13 protein-coding genes and 1 pseudogene are annotated in these 17,905 nt (G+C 65.7%); 8 read left to right on the forward strand and 6 right to left on the reverse strand.

Translation table 11 applies throughout. The features are described 5' to 3' along the window. Positions 1–66: 66 nt before the first annotated feature. Both AC2T4A_RS03845 and cls read left to right on the forward strand, forming a co-directional pair. The gene (locus AC2T4A_RS03845) at positions 67–1,464 is read left to right on the forward strand and encodes an amidase (protein WP_478376856.1); all 1,398 of its coding nucleotides are present in this window, start codon (positions 67–69) and stop codon (positions 1,462–1,464) included. A gap of 42 nt (positions 1,465–1,506) precedes the next feature. Beyond that, positions 1,507–2,940, forward strand: coding sequence for a cardiolipin synthase (gene cls / locus AC2T4A_RS03850; protein WP_486742761.1), 1,434 nt, complete (start codon positions 1,507–1,509; stop codon positions 2,938–2,940). A gap of 163 nt (positions 2,941–3,103) precedes the next feature. On the opposite strand, the gene ahpF is transcribed toward cls, so the two are convergent. Beyond that, complete coding sequence (gene ahpF / locus AC2T4A_RS03855; RefSeq protein WP_416743897.1) at positions 3,104–4,669, reverse strand: alkyl hydroperoxide reductase subunit F; 1,566 nt, start codon at positions 4,667–4,669, stop codon at positions 3,104–3,106. Between the two features lie 196 nt (positions 4,670–4,865). Beyond that, positions 4,866–5,429, reverse strand: a complete 564-nt coding sequence (ahpC, locus tag AC2T4A_RS03860; protein WP_037016170.1) for an alkyl hydroperoxide reductase subunit C — start codon at positions 5,427–5,429, stop codon at positions 4,866–4,868. Positions 5,430–5,897: 468 nt separating this feature from the next. On the opposite strand from ahpC, the gene xdhA reads away from it, so the two are divergent. From xdhA to AC2T4A_RS03885, 5 genes and pseudogenes are all read left to right on the forward strand, one after another. Beyond that, positions 5,898–7,322 carry a xanthine dehydrogenase small subunit gene (xdhA, locus tag AC2T4A_RS03865; RefSeq protein WP_486742762.1) on the forward strand — a complete coding sequence of 475 codons (1,425 nt, stop codon included), beginning with the start codon at positions 5,898–5,900 and terminating at the stop codon, positions 7,320–7,322. Further along, positions 7,315–9,870: a xanthine dehydrogenase molybdopterin binding subunit gene (xdhB, locus tag AC2T4A_RS03870; protein ID WP_486742763.1), complete on the forward strand. Its 2,556-nt coding sequence runs from the start codon at positions 7,315–7,317 to the stop codon at positions 9,868–9,870. The genes xdhA and xdhB overlap by 8 nt, the downstream gene beginning before the upstream one ends. Further along, complete coding sequence (gene xdhC, locus AC2T4A_RS03875) at positions 9,867–10,727, forward strand: xanthine dehydrogenase accessory protein XdhC (protein WP_486742764.1); 861 nt, start codon at positions 9,867–9,869, stop codon at positions 10,725–10,727. The genes xdhB and xdhC overlap by 4 nt, the downstream gene beginning before the upstream one ends. A gap of 146 nt (positions 10,728–10,873) precedes the next feature. After that, positions 10,874–11,848 (forward strand): annotated as a pseudogene (locus tag AC2T4A_RS03880) (cache domain-containing protein); the annotation flags it as partial. Between the two features lie 210 nt (positions 11,849–12,058). Beyond that, positions 12,059–12,763 carry a methyl-accepting chemotaxis protein gene (locus AC2T4A_RS03885; protein WP_486743644.1) on the forward strand — a complete coding sequence of 235 codons (705 nt, stop codon included), beginning with the start codon at positions 12,059–12,061 and terminating at the stop codon, positions 12,761–12,763. A 472-nt stretch (positions 12,764–13,235) separates the two neighbouring features. Here AC2T4A_RS03885 and AC2T4A_RS03890 read toward each other — a convergent pair whose 3' ends face one another. From AC2T4A_RS03890 to AC2T4A_RS03905, 4 genes are all read right to left on the reverse strand, one after another. Then, on the reverse strand, positions 13,236–13,826 hold the full coding sequence (locus AC2T4A_RS03890; protein ID WP_486742765.1) for an IMPACT family protein: 591 nt from the start codon (positions 13,824–13,826) through the stop codon (positions 13,236–13,238). Next, positions 13,823–14,494: a TetR/AcrR family transcriptional regulator gene (locus tag AC2T4A_RS03895; protein WP_478376862.1), complete on the reverse strand. Its 672-nt coding sequence runs from the start codon at positions 14,492–14,494 to the stop codon at positions 13,823–13,825. Before AC2T4A_RS03895 ends, AC2T4A_RS03890 begins: the two co-directional genes overlap by 4 nt. A 159-nt stretch (positions 14,495–14,653) precedes the next feature. Next, the gene (locus AC2T4A_RS03900; protein ID WP_416743904.1) at positions 14,654–15,136 is read right to left on the reverse strand and encodes a hypothetical protein; all 483 of its coding nucleotides are present in this window, start codon (positions 15,134–15,136) and stop codon (positions 14,654–14,656) included. A gap of 186 nt (positions 15,137–15,322) precedes the next feature. After that, positions 15,323–16,159, reverse strand: a complete 837-nt coding sequence (locus AC2T4A_RS03905; protein WP_416743905.1) for an outer membrane protein OmpK — start codon at positions 16,157–16,159, stop codon at positions 15,323–15,325. A gap of 571 nt (positions 16,160–16,730) precedes the next feature. Here AC2T4A_RS03905 and AC2T4A_RS03910 point away from each other — a divergent pair. Further along, positions 16,731–17,528 (forward strand): AraC family transcriptional regulator, encoded by a 798-nt coding sequence (locus tag AC2T4A_RS03910; protein WP_139791593.1) that lies wholly within the window; start codon positions 16,731–16,733, stop codon positions 17,526–17,528. The last annotated feature ends 377 nt before the right edge of the window (positions 17,529–17,905 follow it).

The following is a 17,905-nucleotide window of genomic DNA, read 5'->3' on the forward strand; positions in this document are numbered from 1 at the left end:
CCGCGCCTATCCCCTCTTGGCGTGGATTCGGCTAGGGTGAGGCATAGCCCCACGCCGGAGACCGCCATGCCCCCGTTGCACGACCTGTCCGCCGTCGAACTGCTGGCCTTGTACCGCTCGCACCAGCTTTCCCCCGTCGAGTACCTCGAACACCTGATCGCTCATATCGACCGCTGGGAGCCGCAGCTCTGTGCGCTCTACGCCTTCGATCCGCAGCGAGCGATGGAGCAGGCGCGGCGCTCCGAGGCACGCTGGATTCGCTGCGCGCCCTGCGGCGAACTCGATGGCGTGCCGGTGACCATCAAGGAACTGATCGCCACCCGTGGCGACCCGATTCCCCAGGGCAGTGCTGCCACCCTGCTGCAACCTTCCACCGGCGACGCACCGCCTGCTGCGCGGATGTTCGAGGCTGGCGCGATCCTGCTGGGCAAGACCACGGTGCCGGACTTCGGCATGCTCTCCTCCGGGCTCTCCAGCTTCCACGAACTGGCGCGCAACCCCTGGGACCTGCGCATGAATCCCGGCGGCTCCAGCGCCGGTGCCGCGTCGGCCGCCGCGGCCGGCTACGGGCCGTTGCACATCGGCACCGACATCGGCGGCTCGGTACGTCTGCCGGCGGGCTGGTGCGGTCTGGTCGGCTTCAAGCCGAGCTTCGGGCGCATTCCGATCGACCCTTACTACACCGGCCGCTGCGCCGGCCCCATGACCCGCACGCTGGATGACGCGGCGCTGATGATGAAGCACCTCGCCCGCCCGGACTGGCGCGACGCCACGTCACTGCCGCCGACGGACCTGGACTGGCACATCGAACCGCTGGATGTGCAGGGCCTGCGCATCGGCCTGCAGCTCGATCCTGGCTGCGGTCTGCAGCCGGACGCGGAAGTCCGTGCCGCCGTCGAGGCGGTTGCACGGCGCTTCGCCAACGCCGGCGCGGAGGTCGTCGAGGTCCAGCCGATCCTCGACCGCGAGCTGCTCGACGGTCTCGACAAATTCTGGCGCGCGCGGCTGTGGGCCGAGCTGGAGAACCTGCCTCGGGAGCGCCAGGCCAAGGTGTTGCCCTACATCTACCAGTGGGCCGAGGGTGGCGCCTCGGTCAGCGGCGCCGACGCCGTGCGCGGCTACAACCGCACTTTCGACATGCGTCGACGGGCCGCCGAGCAATTCCACGAAGTAGACTTCCTGCTCTCGCCGACCAACCAGGTCGCCGCCTTCCCGGCCGAATGGGCCTCGCCCACCAACGACCCGGCGCTGCCCTTCGAGCACATCGGCTTTACCGTGCCATGGAACATGTCCGAGCAACCGGCACTCTCAATCAACTGCGGCTTCACCAGTGCCGGCATGCCCATCGGCCTGCAGATCGTCGGCCCGCGCTTCGCCGACATCGCGGTGCTGCGCCTGGGCAAGACCTACGAACACTGGCGCGGCCCCGTCAGTCGCTGGCCGCAGCCGCCGGGAGTCAACTAGGCTCAAAGCCACCGCCGACCACAAGGAACCGATCGCGCGCCCATGCAGTATTCCGCCTACATCGCCCATTTCCTGGTGGTCATCCAGCTGCTGGGGATCATCGCCGCCGTCCATGCGGTACTCAGCGTGCGTACCGCGCAGGGCGCCATTGCCTGGGCGACTTCCCTGGTGTTCATGCCGCTGCTGACCCTGGTGCCCTACCTGGTGTTCGGTCGCAGCCGCTTCGACGCCTACATCGGCGCACGCCGGCAGGCCAACGAGGAAATGCACGTGGCCGCCGCCGAGCTGGACTGGCGCCCCTGGGTGGAGGAAGCCCTCGCCGCCCGCCAGTACCACGCCTACAAGTCGCTCAAGGCCATGGTCGGGCTGGCGCGCATGCCGACGCTGGCCAACAACAAGGTGCGCCTGCTGGTGAACGGCAAGACCTCCTTCGATGCGATGTTCGAGGCGATCTCCAGCGCGCAGAAAGTGATCCTCGTGCAGTTCTTCATCATCCGCGACGACGCCCTCGGCCAGCGCCTTGCGCAACTGCTGCTGGAGCGCGCGGCGAATGGCGTTGACGTGTTCCTGCTGTATGACGGCATCGGCAGCCATGCCTTGTCCCGCCGCTACATCGAGCGCCTGCGCCAGGGCGGCGTGCAGGTGCATGCCTTCAGCACCGGCAGCGGGATGATCAACCGCTTCCAGGTGAACTTCCGCAACCACCGCAAGATCGTGGTGGTCGACGGCGTGCGTGGCTTCGTCGGCGGGCATAACGTCGGCGTCGAGTACCTGGGCGAGAAGCCACCGCTGGCGCCCTGGCGCGATACCCACATCGAACTGCACGGCCCGGCGGTGGCGTGCCTGCAGGAGTGCTTCGCCGAGGACTGGTTCTGGGCCACCCACGCGCTGCCGACGCTGATCTTGCCCGATGGCTACGACGACGCCGGGATGCTCTGCCAGGTGGTGGCCAGCGGCCCGGCAGACACCCAGGAGACCTGCTCGCTGTTCTTCGTCGAATCGATCAACGCGGCGGTGGAGCGGGTGTGGATCACCACGCCTTACTTCGTGCCGGATGAAGCCGTCGCCGCCGCGCTGCGCCTGGCGGTGCTGCGCGGCGTGGACGTGCGCATCCTGTTGCCCTCGCGGCCCGACCACAAGACGGTCTACGCCGCGTCCAGCCTCTACGCGCTGGAGGCCGTGCGCGCGGGTGTGCGGGTGTTCCGCTACCAGCCGGGGTTCCTGCACCAGAAGGTGATCCTCATCGACCACGACAGCGCCGCGGTGGGCAGCGCCAACCTGGACAACCGCTCGTTCCGCCTGAACTTCGAGATCATGGTGATCACCGTCGACGAAGGCTTCGCCCGCGACGTGGAGAACATGCTGGAAGAGGATTTCGCGCAGTCGGTGGAGATGACCCTGGACGACCGCAGACGCGTGCACCGACTGCAGCAACTGGGGATGCGGGTGGCGCGGCTGGTGTCGCCGATTCTCTGAAGCTTTGGGTGAGGCGATGTTCGCGAGCAAGCTCGCTCCTACGAAGAGCGGATCGCGCCTCCCACTGTAGGAGCGAGCTTGCTCGCGAACGCTTTCCCCGCACAAAGGAAAACGCCCGGCTCACTCTCGTGAACCGGGCGTTTCTTTCTCTAGCGCGAGGTCATCAGGCTGGCGCGGAGGAGCGGATCAGGTGGTCGAAGGCGGAGAGCGACGCCTTGGCGCCTTCGCCGACCGCGATCACGATCTGCTTGTACGGTACGGTGGTCACGTCACCGGCGGCGAAGATGCCCGGCAGCGAAGTCTCGCCGCGAGCGTCGACGATGATCTCGCCACGCGGGGTCAGCTCGATGGTGCCCTTGAGCCATTCGCTGTTGGGCAGCAGGCCGATCTGCACGAAGATGCCTTCCAGGTCGATGGACTTGAACTCTTCCGAGTTGCGGTCCTTGTAGACCAGGCCGGTGACCTTCTGGCCATCGCCTTTCACTTCGCTGGTCAGCGCGCTGGTGATCACGTCCACGTTCGGCAGGCTGAACAGCTTGCGTTGCAGCACGGCATCGGCGCGCAGCTTGCTGTCGAACTCCAGCAGGGTCACGTGGGAGACGATACCGGCCAGGTCGATGGCCGCTTCGACGCCGGAGTTACCGCCGCCGATCACCGCCACGCGCTTGCCCTTGAACAGCGGGCCATCGCAGTGCGGGCAGAAGCACACACCCTTGGCCTTGTACTCTTTCTCGCCCGGCACACCCATTTCACGCCAGCGGGCGCCGGTGGCCAGGATCACGGACTTGGCCTTCAGGCTGCCGCCACCCTCGAACTGCACTTCGTGCAGGCCGCCGGCGCTCTTCGCCGGAATCAGCGCACTGGCGCGCTGCAGGTTCATGATGTCGACGTCGTAGTGCTTGACGTGCTCTTCCAGCTGGCGCGCCAGTTTCGGGCCTTCGGTCTCGGTCACCGAGATGAAGTTCTCGATGGCCATGGTGTCCAGCACCTGGCCGCCGAAACGCTCGGCAGCAACGCCAGTGCGGATGCCCTTGCGCGCGGCGTAGATGGCAGCCGCAGCGCCGGCCGGGCCACCGCCGACGACCAGCACGTCGAACTCTTCTTTCGCCGACAGCTTCTCGGCTTCGCGGGCAGCGGCGCCGGTGTCGATCTTGGCGAGGATTTCTTCCACGCCCATGCGGCCCTGGCCGAACACTTCACCGTTGAGGTAGATGCTCGGGACAGCCATCACCTGGCGGCGCTCGACTTCCTCCTGGAACAGCGCGCCGTCGATGGCGACGTGGCGGATGTTCGGGTTGAGCACGGCCATCAGGTTTAGCGCCTGCACCACGTCGGGGCAGTTCTGGCAGGACAGCGAGAAGTAGGTTTCGAACTCGAACGAACCCTGAATGCCCTTGATCTGCTCGATCACGTGCGCGTCGAGCTTGGACGGGTGGCCGCCGACCTGCAGCAGCGCCAGCACCAGGGAGGTGAATTCGTGGCCCATGGGGATGCCGGCGAAAGCCAGGCCGATGTTCGCCCCCGGGCGATTCAGCGCGAAGGAAGGCTTGCGAGCGTCGCTGCCATCTTCACGCAGGGTGATCTTGTCGGTCAGGCCGACGATTTCGTGCAGCAGTTCGCTCATCTCGCGGGATTTGTCGCTGTCATCGAGGGACGCGACGATCTCGAACGGCTGCTGAACCTTTTCCAGGTAAGCCTTCAACTGGGTTTTAAGAGTGGCGTCCAACATGATCCAGATCCTCGAAATTTGAGCAAAGGGGTTCCCCGGCGAGCCCTCGGGCCCACCCTACGCACGCTTTTGGCTTTAGGTAGGGAGGATGCCGGTAGGCATCCTCGGGGTGTTGCAAAACGGTGGGGGAAGCCGTCGGGCGAGCGCCCGGAGGTTGCGCGGCGGGAGCCACCGCGCAACCGCTTCCCGGCCGTTCTTAGATCTTGCCGACCAGGTCCAGGGAAGGAGCCAGGGTCTTCTCGCCTTCTTTCCACTTGGCCGGGCAGACTTCGCCCGGGTGAGCGGCGGTGTACTGGGCAGCTTTCAGCTTGCGCAGGGTTTCGCCGACGTCACGAGCGATCTCGTTGGAGTGGATTTCGACGGTCTTGATCACGCCTTCCGGGTTGATCACGAAGGTGCCGCGCAGGGCCAGGCCTTCTTCCGGGATGTGCACGCCGAAAGCGTTGGTCAGCTGGTGGGTCGGGTCGCCGATCAGCGGGAACTGAGCCTTGCCAACAGCCGGGGAGGTTTCGTGCCACACCTTGTGGGAGAAGTGGGTGTCGGTGGTCACGATGTAAACCTCGGTACCAGCGTCACGGAACGCCGCGTAGTTGTTGGCGGCGTCTTCGATCTCGGTCGGGCAGTTGAAGGTGAAGGCTGCCGGCATGAAGATCAGTACCGACCACTTGCCCTTCAGGGACTGCTCGGTGACTTCGATGAACTTGCCATTGTGGAAAGCGTTGACCTTGAACGGTTGGACTTGGGTGTTGATCAGGTTCATTAGGCAATTCCTCGTAGAGAGTTGTCGTTTAATCGAGTGGGTCGATCGTTAGAAATTCGACAGGTAGAAGATTATCGTCTGATGACAGAAAAGGCCCATTGATTTAGGGCATTAGGAATATTGAGTCTTTCTATGAGGGTGCTTATAGAAGGAAGAAGTTTCCTATCAAGCGCAACGGCGCATCCTACCGCTGGATGCTTGCTTCGAGGGCTCTGCCTGGCGGCCTCAAGCCCTTCCCCCCTGAGTCCGGCGGCTGGCACCGGTCCTGACACCTTGGCGCGAAAGCCACGGGAGGGCAACGGCGGATGCGACGTACGGTCCTCTGCCCCCTCTCCCGGCCTTCGCCTTTTTGCCCTGCCCGCCCACGAGCCTATGCTTGTGCGTGAGGGCTGCTGCCGGGGGGCTCTCGCGTATTCCGGACAGCCTTCGCGAAGCGCTACGCCGCACGCCTGACGACGAGGACTACCGATGATCCAGTTCCTGCTCGGCGACGAAGCCATCCAGGTCGACGGCCTGGCACCCGAGACCAGCCTGCTCGACTACCTGCGCATCCACCGCGCGCGCACCGGCACCAAGGAGGGCTGCGCCTCGGGCGACTGCGGCGCCTGCACCGTGGTGCTCGCCGAACCCGAGGGCGAAACCCTGCGCTACCGCGCAGTAAACGCCTGCATCACGTTGCTGGGAGCGGTCCACGGGCGCCAGGTGCTGACCGTGGAGAACCTCGGCGAACCCGGCGCGCTGCACCCGGTGCAGCAGGCGATGGTGGACTGCCATGGGTCGCAGTGCGGCTTCTGCACGCCAGGCATCGTCATGTCGCTGTTCGCCTGGCACCACTCGCCGCCGCCGCACAACCGCGAGACGGCGCTGACCGCGCTGTCCGGCAACCTGTGCCGCTGCACCGGCTACCGGCCGATCCTCGATGCTGCCACACAGATCGCCGGGCAGCCCTGTCACGACCTTTTCGAGCAGAACACCGCCCTCACCGTTGCCCGCCTACGGCAGATATCCACAGCCGGCGCCCTGCGCGAAGGCGAGGCGCAGGCCTGGTTACCCGCCTCGCTGGATGAGCTGGACGCCCTCCTGCAAAGCCAGCCGACTGCCCGACTGATCGCCGGCGGCACCGACCTGGCGCTGGAAGCCACGCAGAATCTCAAGGCCTTCCCGGCGCTGATCCACCTTGATCGGGTTAGCGAATTGCAGCGCCTGGAAGCCCACCCCGACCACCTGCTGATCGGCGCTGCACGGACCTATGCCGACTGCCTCGAAGCACTGCAGCAATTCCCCGGCCTCGCCGCCCTGCTGGAGCGCCTTGGCTCGCTGCAGATCCGCCAGCGCGGCACCCTGGGCGGCAATATCGCCAACGCCTCGCCCATCGGCGACATGCCCCCGCTGCTACTGGCACTGGACGCGCGGTTGCGTCTGCGCAGGGCGGGGAGCATGCGTGAAGTCTCCATCGACGGGTTCTTCACCGGGTACCGCAAGACAATCCTGCTGCCCGGCGAATACATCGAAACGGTGCTGATCCCGCGCTTGCGCAGCAATCAGCGGTTCCGCGTCGACAAGGTATCCAAGCGGCGTGACGACGACATCTCCGCCGTCTGCATGGCCCTGCGACTGGACCTGGACGACACCGGCATCGTCACCGACGCACGCCTCGCCTGCGGCGGCATGGCCGCTACGCCTTTGCGCGGCGCACAGAGCGAAGCGGCCTTGCGTGGCAGACGTTTCGACGCCGCTGCCGTGACCGCCGCACAAGCGGCGATCCCGCAGGATTTCCAGCCCATCGACGACCTGCGCGCCAGCGCCGCCTATCGCCTGAAGGTGGCGCAGAACCTGTTGCAGCGCGCACTACTGGAGTGGTCCGACAATGCTGCGGAGGTGCGCCATGCGTAGCCTGCCACCGCTGTCCAGCAATGGCGTCACGGTCGCCACCCACAGCGCGGGCAAGCCCCGCGAGCACGATAGCGCCGCGCTGCACGTAAGCGGCGCTGCACGCTACGTGGATGACCTGAAGGAGCCACGCGACCTGCTGCATGCCGCTGTCGGGCTGACTGAAATCGCCTGTGGCGACGTGCGCTCGCTCGACCTCGACGCCGTGCGCAGCGCGCCCGGCGTGGTGGCCGTGCTGACCCTGGACGACGCGCCCGGTCACACCGATATCGGCCCGGTGTTCCCCGGCGACCCGCTGCTGGCCGGTGAGCGGGTGAAGTACCACGGCCAGGCGCTGTTCGCCGTCGCCGCCGAAAGCCTGATCCAGGCGCGCCGCGCGGTGCGCCTGGCGAAGGTTGAATACGCGCAGGAAGACCCACTGATTGATCCGTTGAAGGCCAAGGCCGAAGAACGCTTCGTACGCCCACCACACCACATGCGCCGGGGCGATGCGCAGGCTGCACTGGAGGGCGCTCCGCACGTGCTGGAGGCGCGCCAGTTCATCGGCGGCCAGGAGCACTTCTACCTCGAAGGCCAGGCCTCGCTCGCCCTGCCCAGCGATGACGGCGGCATGCTGGTGCACACCTCCAGCCAGCACCCCAGCGAAGTGCAGAAGCTGGTGGCCGAAGTACTGGCGATTCCGCTGGCCAAGGTCACCGTGGAAGTGCGCCGCATGGGCGGCGGTTTCGGCGGCAAGGAGACCCAGGCCGCGCCCTTCGCCTGCCTCGCCGCGCTGCTCGCGCACAAGACCGGTCGCGCAGTGAAACTGCGCCTGCCGCGCGCTGACGACATGCGCCTGACCGGCAAGCGTCATCCCTTCCACAACCGCTACCGCATCGGCTTCGACGGCGAGGGCCGACTGCTCGCCGCGCAGCTCGAAGTGGTGGGCGACTGCGGCCATTCGCCGGACCTCTCCGACGCCATCGTCGACCGCGCGATGTTCCATGCCGACAACGCCTACTTCATCCCCGACGTGGCCATCTCCGGCTACCGCAGCTTCACCAATATCGTCTCGCACACCGCCTTCCGTGGCTTCGGCGGGCCGCAGGGGATGATGATCATCGAGCGCGCCATGGACGACATCGCCCGCGCGGTGGGCAAGGATCCGCTGGAGGTGCGCAAGCTGAACCTCTACGGCGGCTTACTTTCAAGTGAGAAAGGGCGCGAGCTGACGCCCTACCACCAGAAGGTCGAGCACAACCTGCTGGGCGAACTGATCGCGCGGCTGGAGCAGAGCAGCGACTACGCCACGCGTCGTTCGGCGATCCGCAAGTTCAACGCGCAGAGCCCGGTGCTGAAAAAGGGCCTGGCGCTGACGCCGGTAAAATTCGGCATTTCCTTCACCGCGCAGCACCTGAATCAGGCCGGCGCGCTGATCCACCTCTACACCGACGGCAGCATCCAGCTGAACCACGGCGGCACCGAGATGGGCCAGGGCCTGAACACCAAGGTCGCGCAGATCGTCGCCGAGGAATTCCAGGTGCCGCTGGAGCGCGTGGTGATTACCGCCACGCGCACCGACAAGGTACCCAACACCTCGCCCACCGCTGCTTCCAGTGGTACCGACCTGAACGGCATGGCCGCCCGCGATGCCGCGCGCACGCTGAAGAAGCGCCTCATCGACTTCCTCGCCGAACGCGATGGCGTGAAACCGCAGGAGGTTCGCTTCGAGCACGGCGGCGTGAGCGTCGGGGCGCAGCATCTGGGTTTCACCGAAGTCGTCCAGGCCGCCTACTTCGCGCGCATCCAACTCTCCGCCACCGGTTTCTATCGCACGCCGAAGATCTTCTATGACCGCGAGAAGAGCCAGGGCCACCCGTTCTTCTACTTTGCCTATGGCGCGGCGGTATCCGAGGTGGAAGTCGACACGCTGACGGGCGAGTACCGCGTGCTTCGCGTGGACATCCTCCACGACGTCGGCCGCAGCGTGAACCCGGCGATCGACATTGGCCAGATCGAAGGCGGCTTCGTCCAGGGCATGGGCTGGCTGACCACCGAGGAGTTGCGCTGGGACGACTCGGGCAAGCTGCTCACCGTGGGACCGGCCACCTACAAGATCCCGGCGGTGAGCGACGCGCCGGAAGACTTTCGCGTGGCGCTGTTCGAGCGGCCCAACGAGGAGGACAGCGTGTACCTGTCCAAGGCGGTGGGCGAACCGCCATTCATGCTGGCGATCTCGGTGTGGTCGGCGCTGCGCGACGCGATCGCCAGCCTCGCGGACTACCGGCTGAGCCCCGACCTGGATACGCCGGCGACGCCGGAGCGGGTACTCTGGGCCTGTGAGGCGATGCGTTGCGCAGGGCAAGAGCGCCCTCACCCTGACCCTCTCCCGCAAGCGGGAGAGGGGACCGATCGGCATGAAGCGCTCCCACAGTTTCAGCCGGTAACTGCCGGCAAGACCGACGCACCAACCTTAACCACCGCAGCGGACAGCCCCCTCTCCCTTCGAAGCGGGGCGCGCAGCCAGGGTTGGGGAGAGGGCAAAACATCTACACAGGAACCCCAACCATGACCCGCCACTGGATGGACGCCATCGCCCGCCTGCGCGACAGCGCTGAAAGCTACGTGCTGATCACCGTGGTCGGCGTGCAGGGCTCCACGCCCCGCGAGTCGGGCAGCAAGATGCTGGTGACCGCCGGGGAAACCTTCGACACCATCGGCGGCGGCCACCTGGAATTCGCTGCCATCGAGCACGCCCGCCAGTTGCTGCTGGCCGGCAAGGACAGCCAGGCGCTGGAACACTTCCCGCTCGGCGCGCGACTGGGCCAATGCTGCGGCGGCCGCGCCAGCCTGCTGTTCGAATGCTTCGCCGCACGCGGGCCGCAGGTCATGCTGTTCGGTGCCGGCCACGTGGGCCGTGCGCTCGCGCCGCTGCTGGCGGGGCTGCCGCTGCGCGTGGAATGGGTGGACAGTCGTGCGGCCCAGTTCCCCCAGTCCGTTCCCGAAGGTGTACGCATGCGTTTGCTGGAGGAGCCGGAAGACGCCGTGCACGAGGCGCCAGCGGGCAGCTACTTCCTGGTCATGACCCACAACCACCCGCTGGACTACGCCATCGCCGAAGCGGTGCTCAAGCGCGGCGACGCCGGCTTCCTCGGCATGATCGGCTCGCGCACCAAGGCCCGGCGCTTCCAGATGCGGCTGGAACAGCACGGTTATCCACAGGAGGTGATCGAACAGATGCATTGCCCCATCGGCCTGTCCGAAGTGCCCGGCAAACGCCCGCTGGAAGTGGCCATCTCGGTCGCCGCCCAGGTCATCGCCCGCTATCACCAGGACGCCCCTGCCCGACAGACGCGCGAAGGAGTGGAATGGGCCGAGCTGTGTGGTGAAGGCTCGTGCAGCGACGCGCCAGCAGACATAAAAAACTGACCGATTGGACAACAGTTTTTCCTACCCCCGCCGATACACTCAACGACCCCGTCTCTTCGCCCGCCTCTGTCGGGCGTTTCGTTGTGCGTTCGGAGGAAAACAAGAAAATGCGCCTGCGAAGTATCCAGACCCAACTCATCCTCAGCATGGGCGCTGCCCTGCTCATCAGCCTGCTCATCGTCCTCGGCCTGTATGCCGTGCTGGTCAATCGCCTGAGCGAGCGCTACCTGCTCGAACAGGCGCTGCCGGCGAGCATCCAGGCGATTGCCAACGACTTCGAGAAGCGCCTCACCGGCCCCATCACCGCGGCGGCAGGCATCGCCGACAACACCCTGGTGCAGGACTGGCTGGCAGCCGGGGAGAGCCCGGAGAAACTGGCCGAATTCACCCGCTATCTGAGCGGTATCCGTGCCTCCCAGAAGGCCTTCTCCGCGCTGATCACCTCCAACGCCAGCGGCGCCTACTACAGCGACAAGGGCAAGGAACGCACGCTGAGCCGCAGCGAGCCGAAGGACAGCTGGTACTTCCAGTTCATCGACAGCGGCAAGCCGCGCATGTGGAACATCGACACCGACGGCAGCACCGGCGAACTGGCGCTGTTCATCGACCAGCGCGTGGAACAGGGCGGCAAGCTGCTGGGCATCGCCGGGCTGGGCCTGGAAATGCGCGAGCTGTCGACGCTGATCCGCGACTTCCGCTTCGGCCAGTCCGGCCGCGTGTACCTGGTGAAGAACGACGGCCAGGTGCAGATCCACCCCGATGCCTCGCTGCCCAAGGGGCGCAACCTTGGCGACCTGATCGGTGCCAGCGCCGCCGGCGCGCTGCTCGGCCAGCAAGGCTTCCACAGCGCGCGTTTCGAGCGCGACGGCGAGGACTACCTGGCCGCCAGCCTGCCGCTGCATGACCTGGGCTGGACCCTGGTGAGTGAAGTCCCGGAAGCGGAAATCTACGCCGACGCCCGCGAGGCACTGGCCTTCTCCGGCCTCGCCGGGACTGTGGTCGCCCTGCTCTGCCTGGCGCTGGTCGTATTGATGGCGCGCAGCCTGGCCAGGCCGATCCGCCAGGTCACCGGTGCGCTGCTGGAAATCGGCGGCGGCGGCGGCGACCTCACCCGCCGCCTGGACGACAGCCGCGCGGATGAACTGGGCGACCTCGCCCGTGGCTTCAACCGCTTCCTCGAAGGCCAGCGCGCGCTGATCGGCGCCGTGCTCGGCACCAGCCAGCAATTGCTGCGCACCGTAGGCGAGGTAGCGCAGGTGGTGGACAACACCGCCGAGCGTGCCGGCCGCCAGCAGGAAATGACCGACATGGTCGCCACGGCGGTGAACGAGATGGGCAGCACGGTGCAGGAAATCGCCCGCAACGCCGAACAGGCCGCGAGTGCCTCGCAGCAGGCCCGCGAGGAAGCCGGCGAAGCACGCCGCGTGGTGGGCGGTTCGCTGCAGGTCGGTCAGCGCATGTCCGGGGAGATCGGCGAGGCCGCTGGCGCCGTGGGCGAGCTGGCCGGACAGGTGGCGAGCATCGACCAGGTGCTGGCGGTAATCCGTGGCGTCTCGGAGCAGACCAATCTGCTCGCGCTCAACGCGGCCATCGAAGCAGCGCGCGCCGGTGAACTGGGTCGCGGCTTCGCCGTGGTCGCCGATGAGGTGCGCACGCTGGCCAGCCGCACCCAGGGCTCGACCGACGAAATCCTCACCATCATCCAGCGCCTGAAGGGCGGCGCGGAGGCAGCGGTGCGCTCGATGCAATCCAGCCAGCAGACCACCGGGCAGAGCCTGGCTGCCAGCGAACAGGCCGGCGCCTCGCTGGGCGCTATCGCCGATCAGGTGGAGCGCATCAGCGACATCAACCACCAGGTCGCCACGGCCACCGAAGAGCAGTCGGCGGTAACCGAGGAGATCAACCGCAACGTGCAGGGCATCGCCGACCTGGCCCACGCCACCACGCGCGAAGTGCAGCATGGCCGCGAGCAATGCCGCGCGTTGCGCACCCTGGCCGATGACCTGGCGCGGCAGATGGCGCAGTTCCGACTTTGAACGGCTCTAGCGCCGGGCTTGCGCCGGCGCCTTTTCCCCAATGTTATCCACAGATTTTCCAAGCGAAACGGCAGGCTTTCCGCCATGGCCGGTGGGTGATCACGGCCGATCAGCGCACGAAGTGTCTCGTCAGCGAGACACCTTTCCCACACGTTGCGCACAGATTGTCCAGAAACTTACCCACAACCCTCGGGGCGCAACCCGCACAACCGATGAAAAGCCCAAGCCCAGGCTCAGCAAGCCCTGCATCAATTCGATGAATAACTCACCGAATGGTCAGAAGGCGCGCTTGACGATGTCCAGGTGAAATTTCACCCACATCTTTTCCACAGCTTGTTCATATTTTGCTCAACAGGCTGGCGTCCGATTGATCAGAAAATGAGCGTGGCGCTGCAAGCAGCGGACGGCGGGGCCAGGAGCGCTCCGGCCACAGGTTATCCACAGGCGGTTCCACGGCAATTGGGGAGAAGAATCAGGCGTCCAGCAACTGCGCCTGGGTACGACCACGGCTGAGGTCGTTGAGCAGCTTCTGCAAGGGCTCGACCTGAGTAGTCGGCAGGTTCAGCGTCATGCGCACGCCTTGCGCGCCGAAGGCTTCGTCTTCGATGCTGGCGCCAAGTGCCAGCACCCGTGCCTTGAACAGCGCGTGCTCGGCGAAACTGCAGTCGAAAGCCAGTCGGCTGCTGGGCACCAGTTCGAGGCGCTCGGCGTCCTGCAGGCATTTCGCCGCGCAGCCACCGTAAGCGCGGGCCAGGCCGCCAGTGCCGAGTTTGATGCCACCGAACCAACGGCTGACCACGACCACGACGCGGTCCATGTCCTGCCCCTCGATGGCGACCAGCATGGGCCGGCCGGCCGTGCCGCCGGGCTCGCCGTCGTCGCTGAAACGGTACTGGTTGCCCAGCTTCCAGGCCCAGCAGTTGTGCCCGGCGCTGGGGTCGCGGTGCGTAGCGAGGAAGGCCTGGGCCTCAGCTTCGCTGGCAATCGGGGCGGCGACGCAGTGGAAGCGGCTCTTGCGGATGTCTTCCTCGTAAACCGCAGGCCCGGCGAGGGTGAAACTCATGCCGAGGCCGGTGGCGGCGTCAGCCCGCAACCCTTGAGGATGATGCGGATGAGATTGTCGCTGGCGTCGCTGAAATCCTGCTTGGACATGCGTTTGCGGCCGGTGACGAAGCCGATCTGGGTGGCGAAGTCGGCGTAGTGCTGGGTACTGCTCCAGATCAGGAAGATCAGGTTCACCGGGTCCACCGCATCCATCTTGCCGGCGTCAATCCAGGCCTGGAACACCGCGGCACGGCCGGAGAACCAGGTGCGGTAGTCCTGGCTGAAATGCTCGGAGAGGCATTCGCCGCCGCTGATGATCTCCATGGCGAACACCCGCGAGGCCTGCGGGTAACGACGGGAGAACTCCATCTTGGCGCGGATATAGGTCGCCAGGGCAGCGGCCGGATCATCGTCCACGGTGAGGTGGTTGAAGGTGCTGTCCCACAGTTCGAGGATGTTGCTCAGCACCGCCACGTACAGCCCCAGCTTGTTGCTGAAGTAGTAGTGCAGGTTGGCCTTGGGCAGGCCGACGCGCTGGGCGATGGTGTTCATGCTGGTGCCCTTGAAACCGTGGCGGGCGAACTCCTCCTCGGCGGCGGCGAGGATGGCTTCCTCGTTCTTCTGGCGAATACGGCCGGCGGGCTTTTCGCCGTTGGGCGCAGTGTGGGCGGGTACCTGGAGGGTCATGCGGGTTGTCCGTGCATTGAGCGGGGGCGCTGCATGGATAACCCAGGCGGGTGGCGGGATTCAAGCATAAGGCATGAAAAAGGGCGGGAACCGGTGCCAGCCTGGCAACCGATCCCCGCCGGCAAGCGGCCCTGCCCCGGCGAGCGCCGGGGAAGCCCCTTACTTGGTGGTACCCGTGGTACCGGACGAGCTGTGGTGGCCACCACCACCATGGTTGCCGATGGCAGCACCCACCGCGACGATCGCGGCACCGATGCCGACAGCTGCGCCCACGGACATATTGCCGTACAGCGGGCGACTCAGCCCCAGGCCTGCACAACCGTCCGGAACCGGAACGATGGCCGCGCCATCACGGTTCTCCTCCTCGTTTCCTGCGGTGTTGCGTGCCTGCTGCGATTGCTCGTCAGACTTGCCGCCACCCCACAGCGGGGCGCACTCCGTGGTTGCGACCACGGCCTTGTGCTCCTTCTCGGGCTCCTGCGGCGCGGCCGGCTGGGACCGGACAACTACGTCCTGGTAGAAGCCACCGGCATGCGTTTCTTTGTGAACCCTGGTGGGCGGAATGCCGTCCTGCGCCACAGGCGCAGCCAGCAACGGCGCACTGACGCTCACGGCGATTGCCACGATCAACAATCTTTTCATTGCTCGAATCTCCATGGTGAAGCAAGGAGAGGCAACGCTAGAGGCACGGGCGCCCGCGACCAATTGGCCGGGGCCGGGATAGAGCGTGGGCAATTTCCGAATTTTGTGAAAGCAAAGGGACTGGAGCGAGGAAGGGGGCAGTGCCTGAGACAACGACCCCGCCGGGCGGCGGGGTCGTCAAGAGCGTCAGAAGTGGTACTTGACCAGCGCGCTGACGGTGTTCTGGTCGGTGGTGAAGTACTGCGAATCCTTGATGCCGTACTTGTCGGACCAGTAGTCGTACTCGATACCCACGTACAGGTGCTTGGCCTCGTAGCCCAGGGATTTGCCCAGGTCGTACTTGAGCTGCGGGTTGAAGTGCAGGTTGGCGTGGTAGTCCGACTGGTTGCGGTGGCTGGAGCTGGCGTCCTTGTTGTTCACGACCCAGTCCATGAAGCCGTCGAACAGGATATCGGAGTTGCCCACCGGGATGGTGATGGCCCAGGCCGGGGTGATCTGCCAGGCGCCGGACGGCACGCGGTTGCCATCGGGCTTGCGGTAGTAGAAGTTCAGCTGGAAGTAATCGAAGCCCGGCAGTGCCAGGTCGAAGCCCGGACCGACCAGGTAGGACTCGACGTCGCCCTCGCCGAATTCGTAGGTGGTGGCCAGCAGCACATCCTTGACCGGGCCGAAGGACAGGTCGGTGCCGGTGATCTTGCCGAACGACAGGCGCGGGCTGAACTCACCGTAGTAGGTGTTCTTGCCGTTGGTGGCGCTTTCCTTGCCGTTGTAGTTGATCTGGTCGACGAAGAACCAGATGTCGCCCCAGGTCCAGGCGCTCGCGCTCTCGAAGGTGAAGGTCTGCTGGATCGGCGGGTCTACCTTGAAGTTCTTGCCCCACAGGTAGGACAGGCTTTCGTTGTGCCAGATCAGCGGGCCATCGTTGACGGCCTTGGCCGGCTCCAGGTCTTCACCGCCAGCCATGGCCTGCCCGGCCGCGAGCAGCCCGCCGGCGAGCAGCAGGGATGCGAGAGTGCGAGTCATGCGTTGCTCCTAATCAGTGCAGTCGTGTTGCGTTTTTAATTGTCGGTGGAACCTGTCCGGTCGGTCAGGCCTGGCGAGGAAAAGCAAGATTGGCGCCAATCCTGACCAGATGTTCCACTTTTATGACGAACCCCTTGGGATTCGCTCCTTTGGCAGAGAAGACGCAGGTGCACGGGCCGGGCCATTTCCTGACTCACAGGACAACTTCGCCTGTTTAGAGGGCGTCGGCCCCAGCAGGAAGCACCGCAATGGCGATTGCCAACCAGAAGATTGGATACATGACAAACCTGTGTTGAAACGAATCAACACAAATTGTGTATACAACTCCCTTGTGGGAAATCTACACAACAGCCGTCGGAATACACCACGCGTTTTTCCGGGCGCGGATAATGCCAGACAAGGGCATTTACCACACCTGCCAGAGTGCCTCGGACCGCCGGGCGGTCGAGCTTCCGGACGTTTCCGTCAGCGCTGCAACAAAAGTCGATTCCACCGTGAGCGCCTCTGCTCCGGCTTGAGACAAGCGGGGCGGCCTGCCAGACTTTGCCAACCAGCGATACTCTTCCAAGATATGCCGATGAAAGGACAAGCTCCCGAACTGCAACGCCTGATCCCGGTGCTGGACCGCCTGCCGCGGCCGGTCTATGCGCGGGCCGAACGGCTGCGCGCGGGCTCCTGGACCAGCCGGCATCATCACGCCTGGGTGCAACTGTCCTATGCCATCACCGGCGTACTGGGTGTGCACACCGCTGAGGGCAGCTTCTTCGCGCCGCCGCAGCGGGCCATCTGGATTCCGGCCTTCCTCGATCATGAAGTGGTGACCTCGACCCAGGCGGAAATGCGCAGCCTGTACATCCGCGACGACGCCTGCCGCTGGGCGCCGGACCGCTGCCGGGTGCTGGAGGTGACGCCGCTGGCGCGCGAGCTGATCAAGAGCTTCTGCGAGCTGCCGGTGGATTATCCACAGGGCGACAGCGCTGAATCGCGGCTGGTGGAAGTGCTGCTGGACCAGCTGCGCGACCTGCCGGAAGTCGCCTTCTCCCTGCCGATGCCGCAGGAGGGCCGGCTGCTGCAGTTATGCCAGACGCTGATCGACCACCCGACCGACAGCCACACTCTGGGTGACTGGGCGCAGCGCATCGGCACCTCGGAGAAGACCCTGTCGCGGCTGTTCCAGCGCGAGACCGGGATGACCTTCCGCCTGTGGCGACAGCGCCAGCGCCTGCTTGCCTCGCTCGGCTCACTGGAGGCCGGCGACAGCGTGACCGCGGCGGCGCTGGATTGCGGGTACGACTCCACCTCGGCGTATATCGCGTCGTTCAAGGGGTTGTTCGGGTTTACGCCCGGCGATCTGTTCCGGCAGCGGTAGACCGTGCCGGTGGGTACCGATCGCGGACGGAGTCCGCTCCTACCCAAAGCCCACCCCCGCGTAGGAGCGGACTCCGTCCGCGATGGGTTGGCTCCCGCGCCGCAGCGTCTTGTGTAGGAGCGAGCTTGCTCGCGAACCGCCCAATCTCGTGCCGCCGGGAAATTCGTTCGCGAGCAAGCTCGCTCCTACAGATACATGCATCGGCGGATTTCCGCTCAAGACCCGCGCCAATCGGCGCCGCTTCGCCTGCCATCACCCGACAGAAAACCACTGAAACCCTTCTGCCACGCGGCTTTCGAGCCTTGGCACGCTGCCTGCTATCGCCCTCGACACTGCGCCGCCCTCGCGGCGCGCCGGCGTGACGTTTTCGAGTAGTC

This window comes from Pseudomonas sp. PVC-3-1, assembly GCF_057444315.1.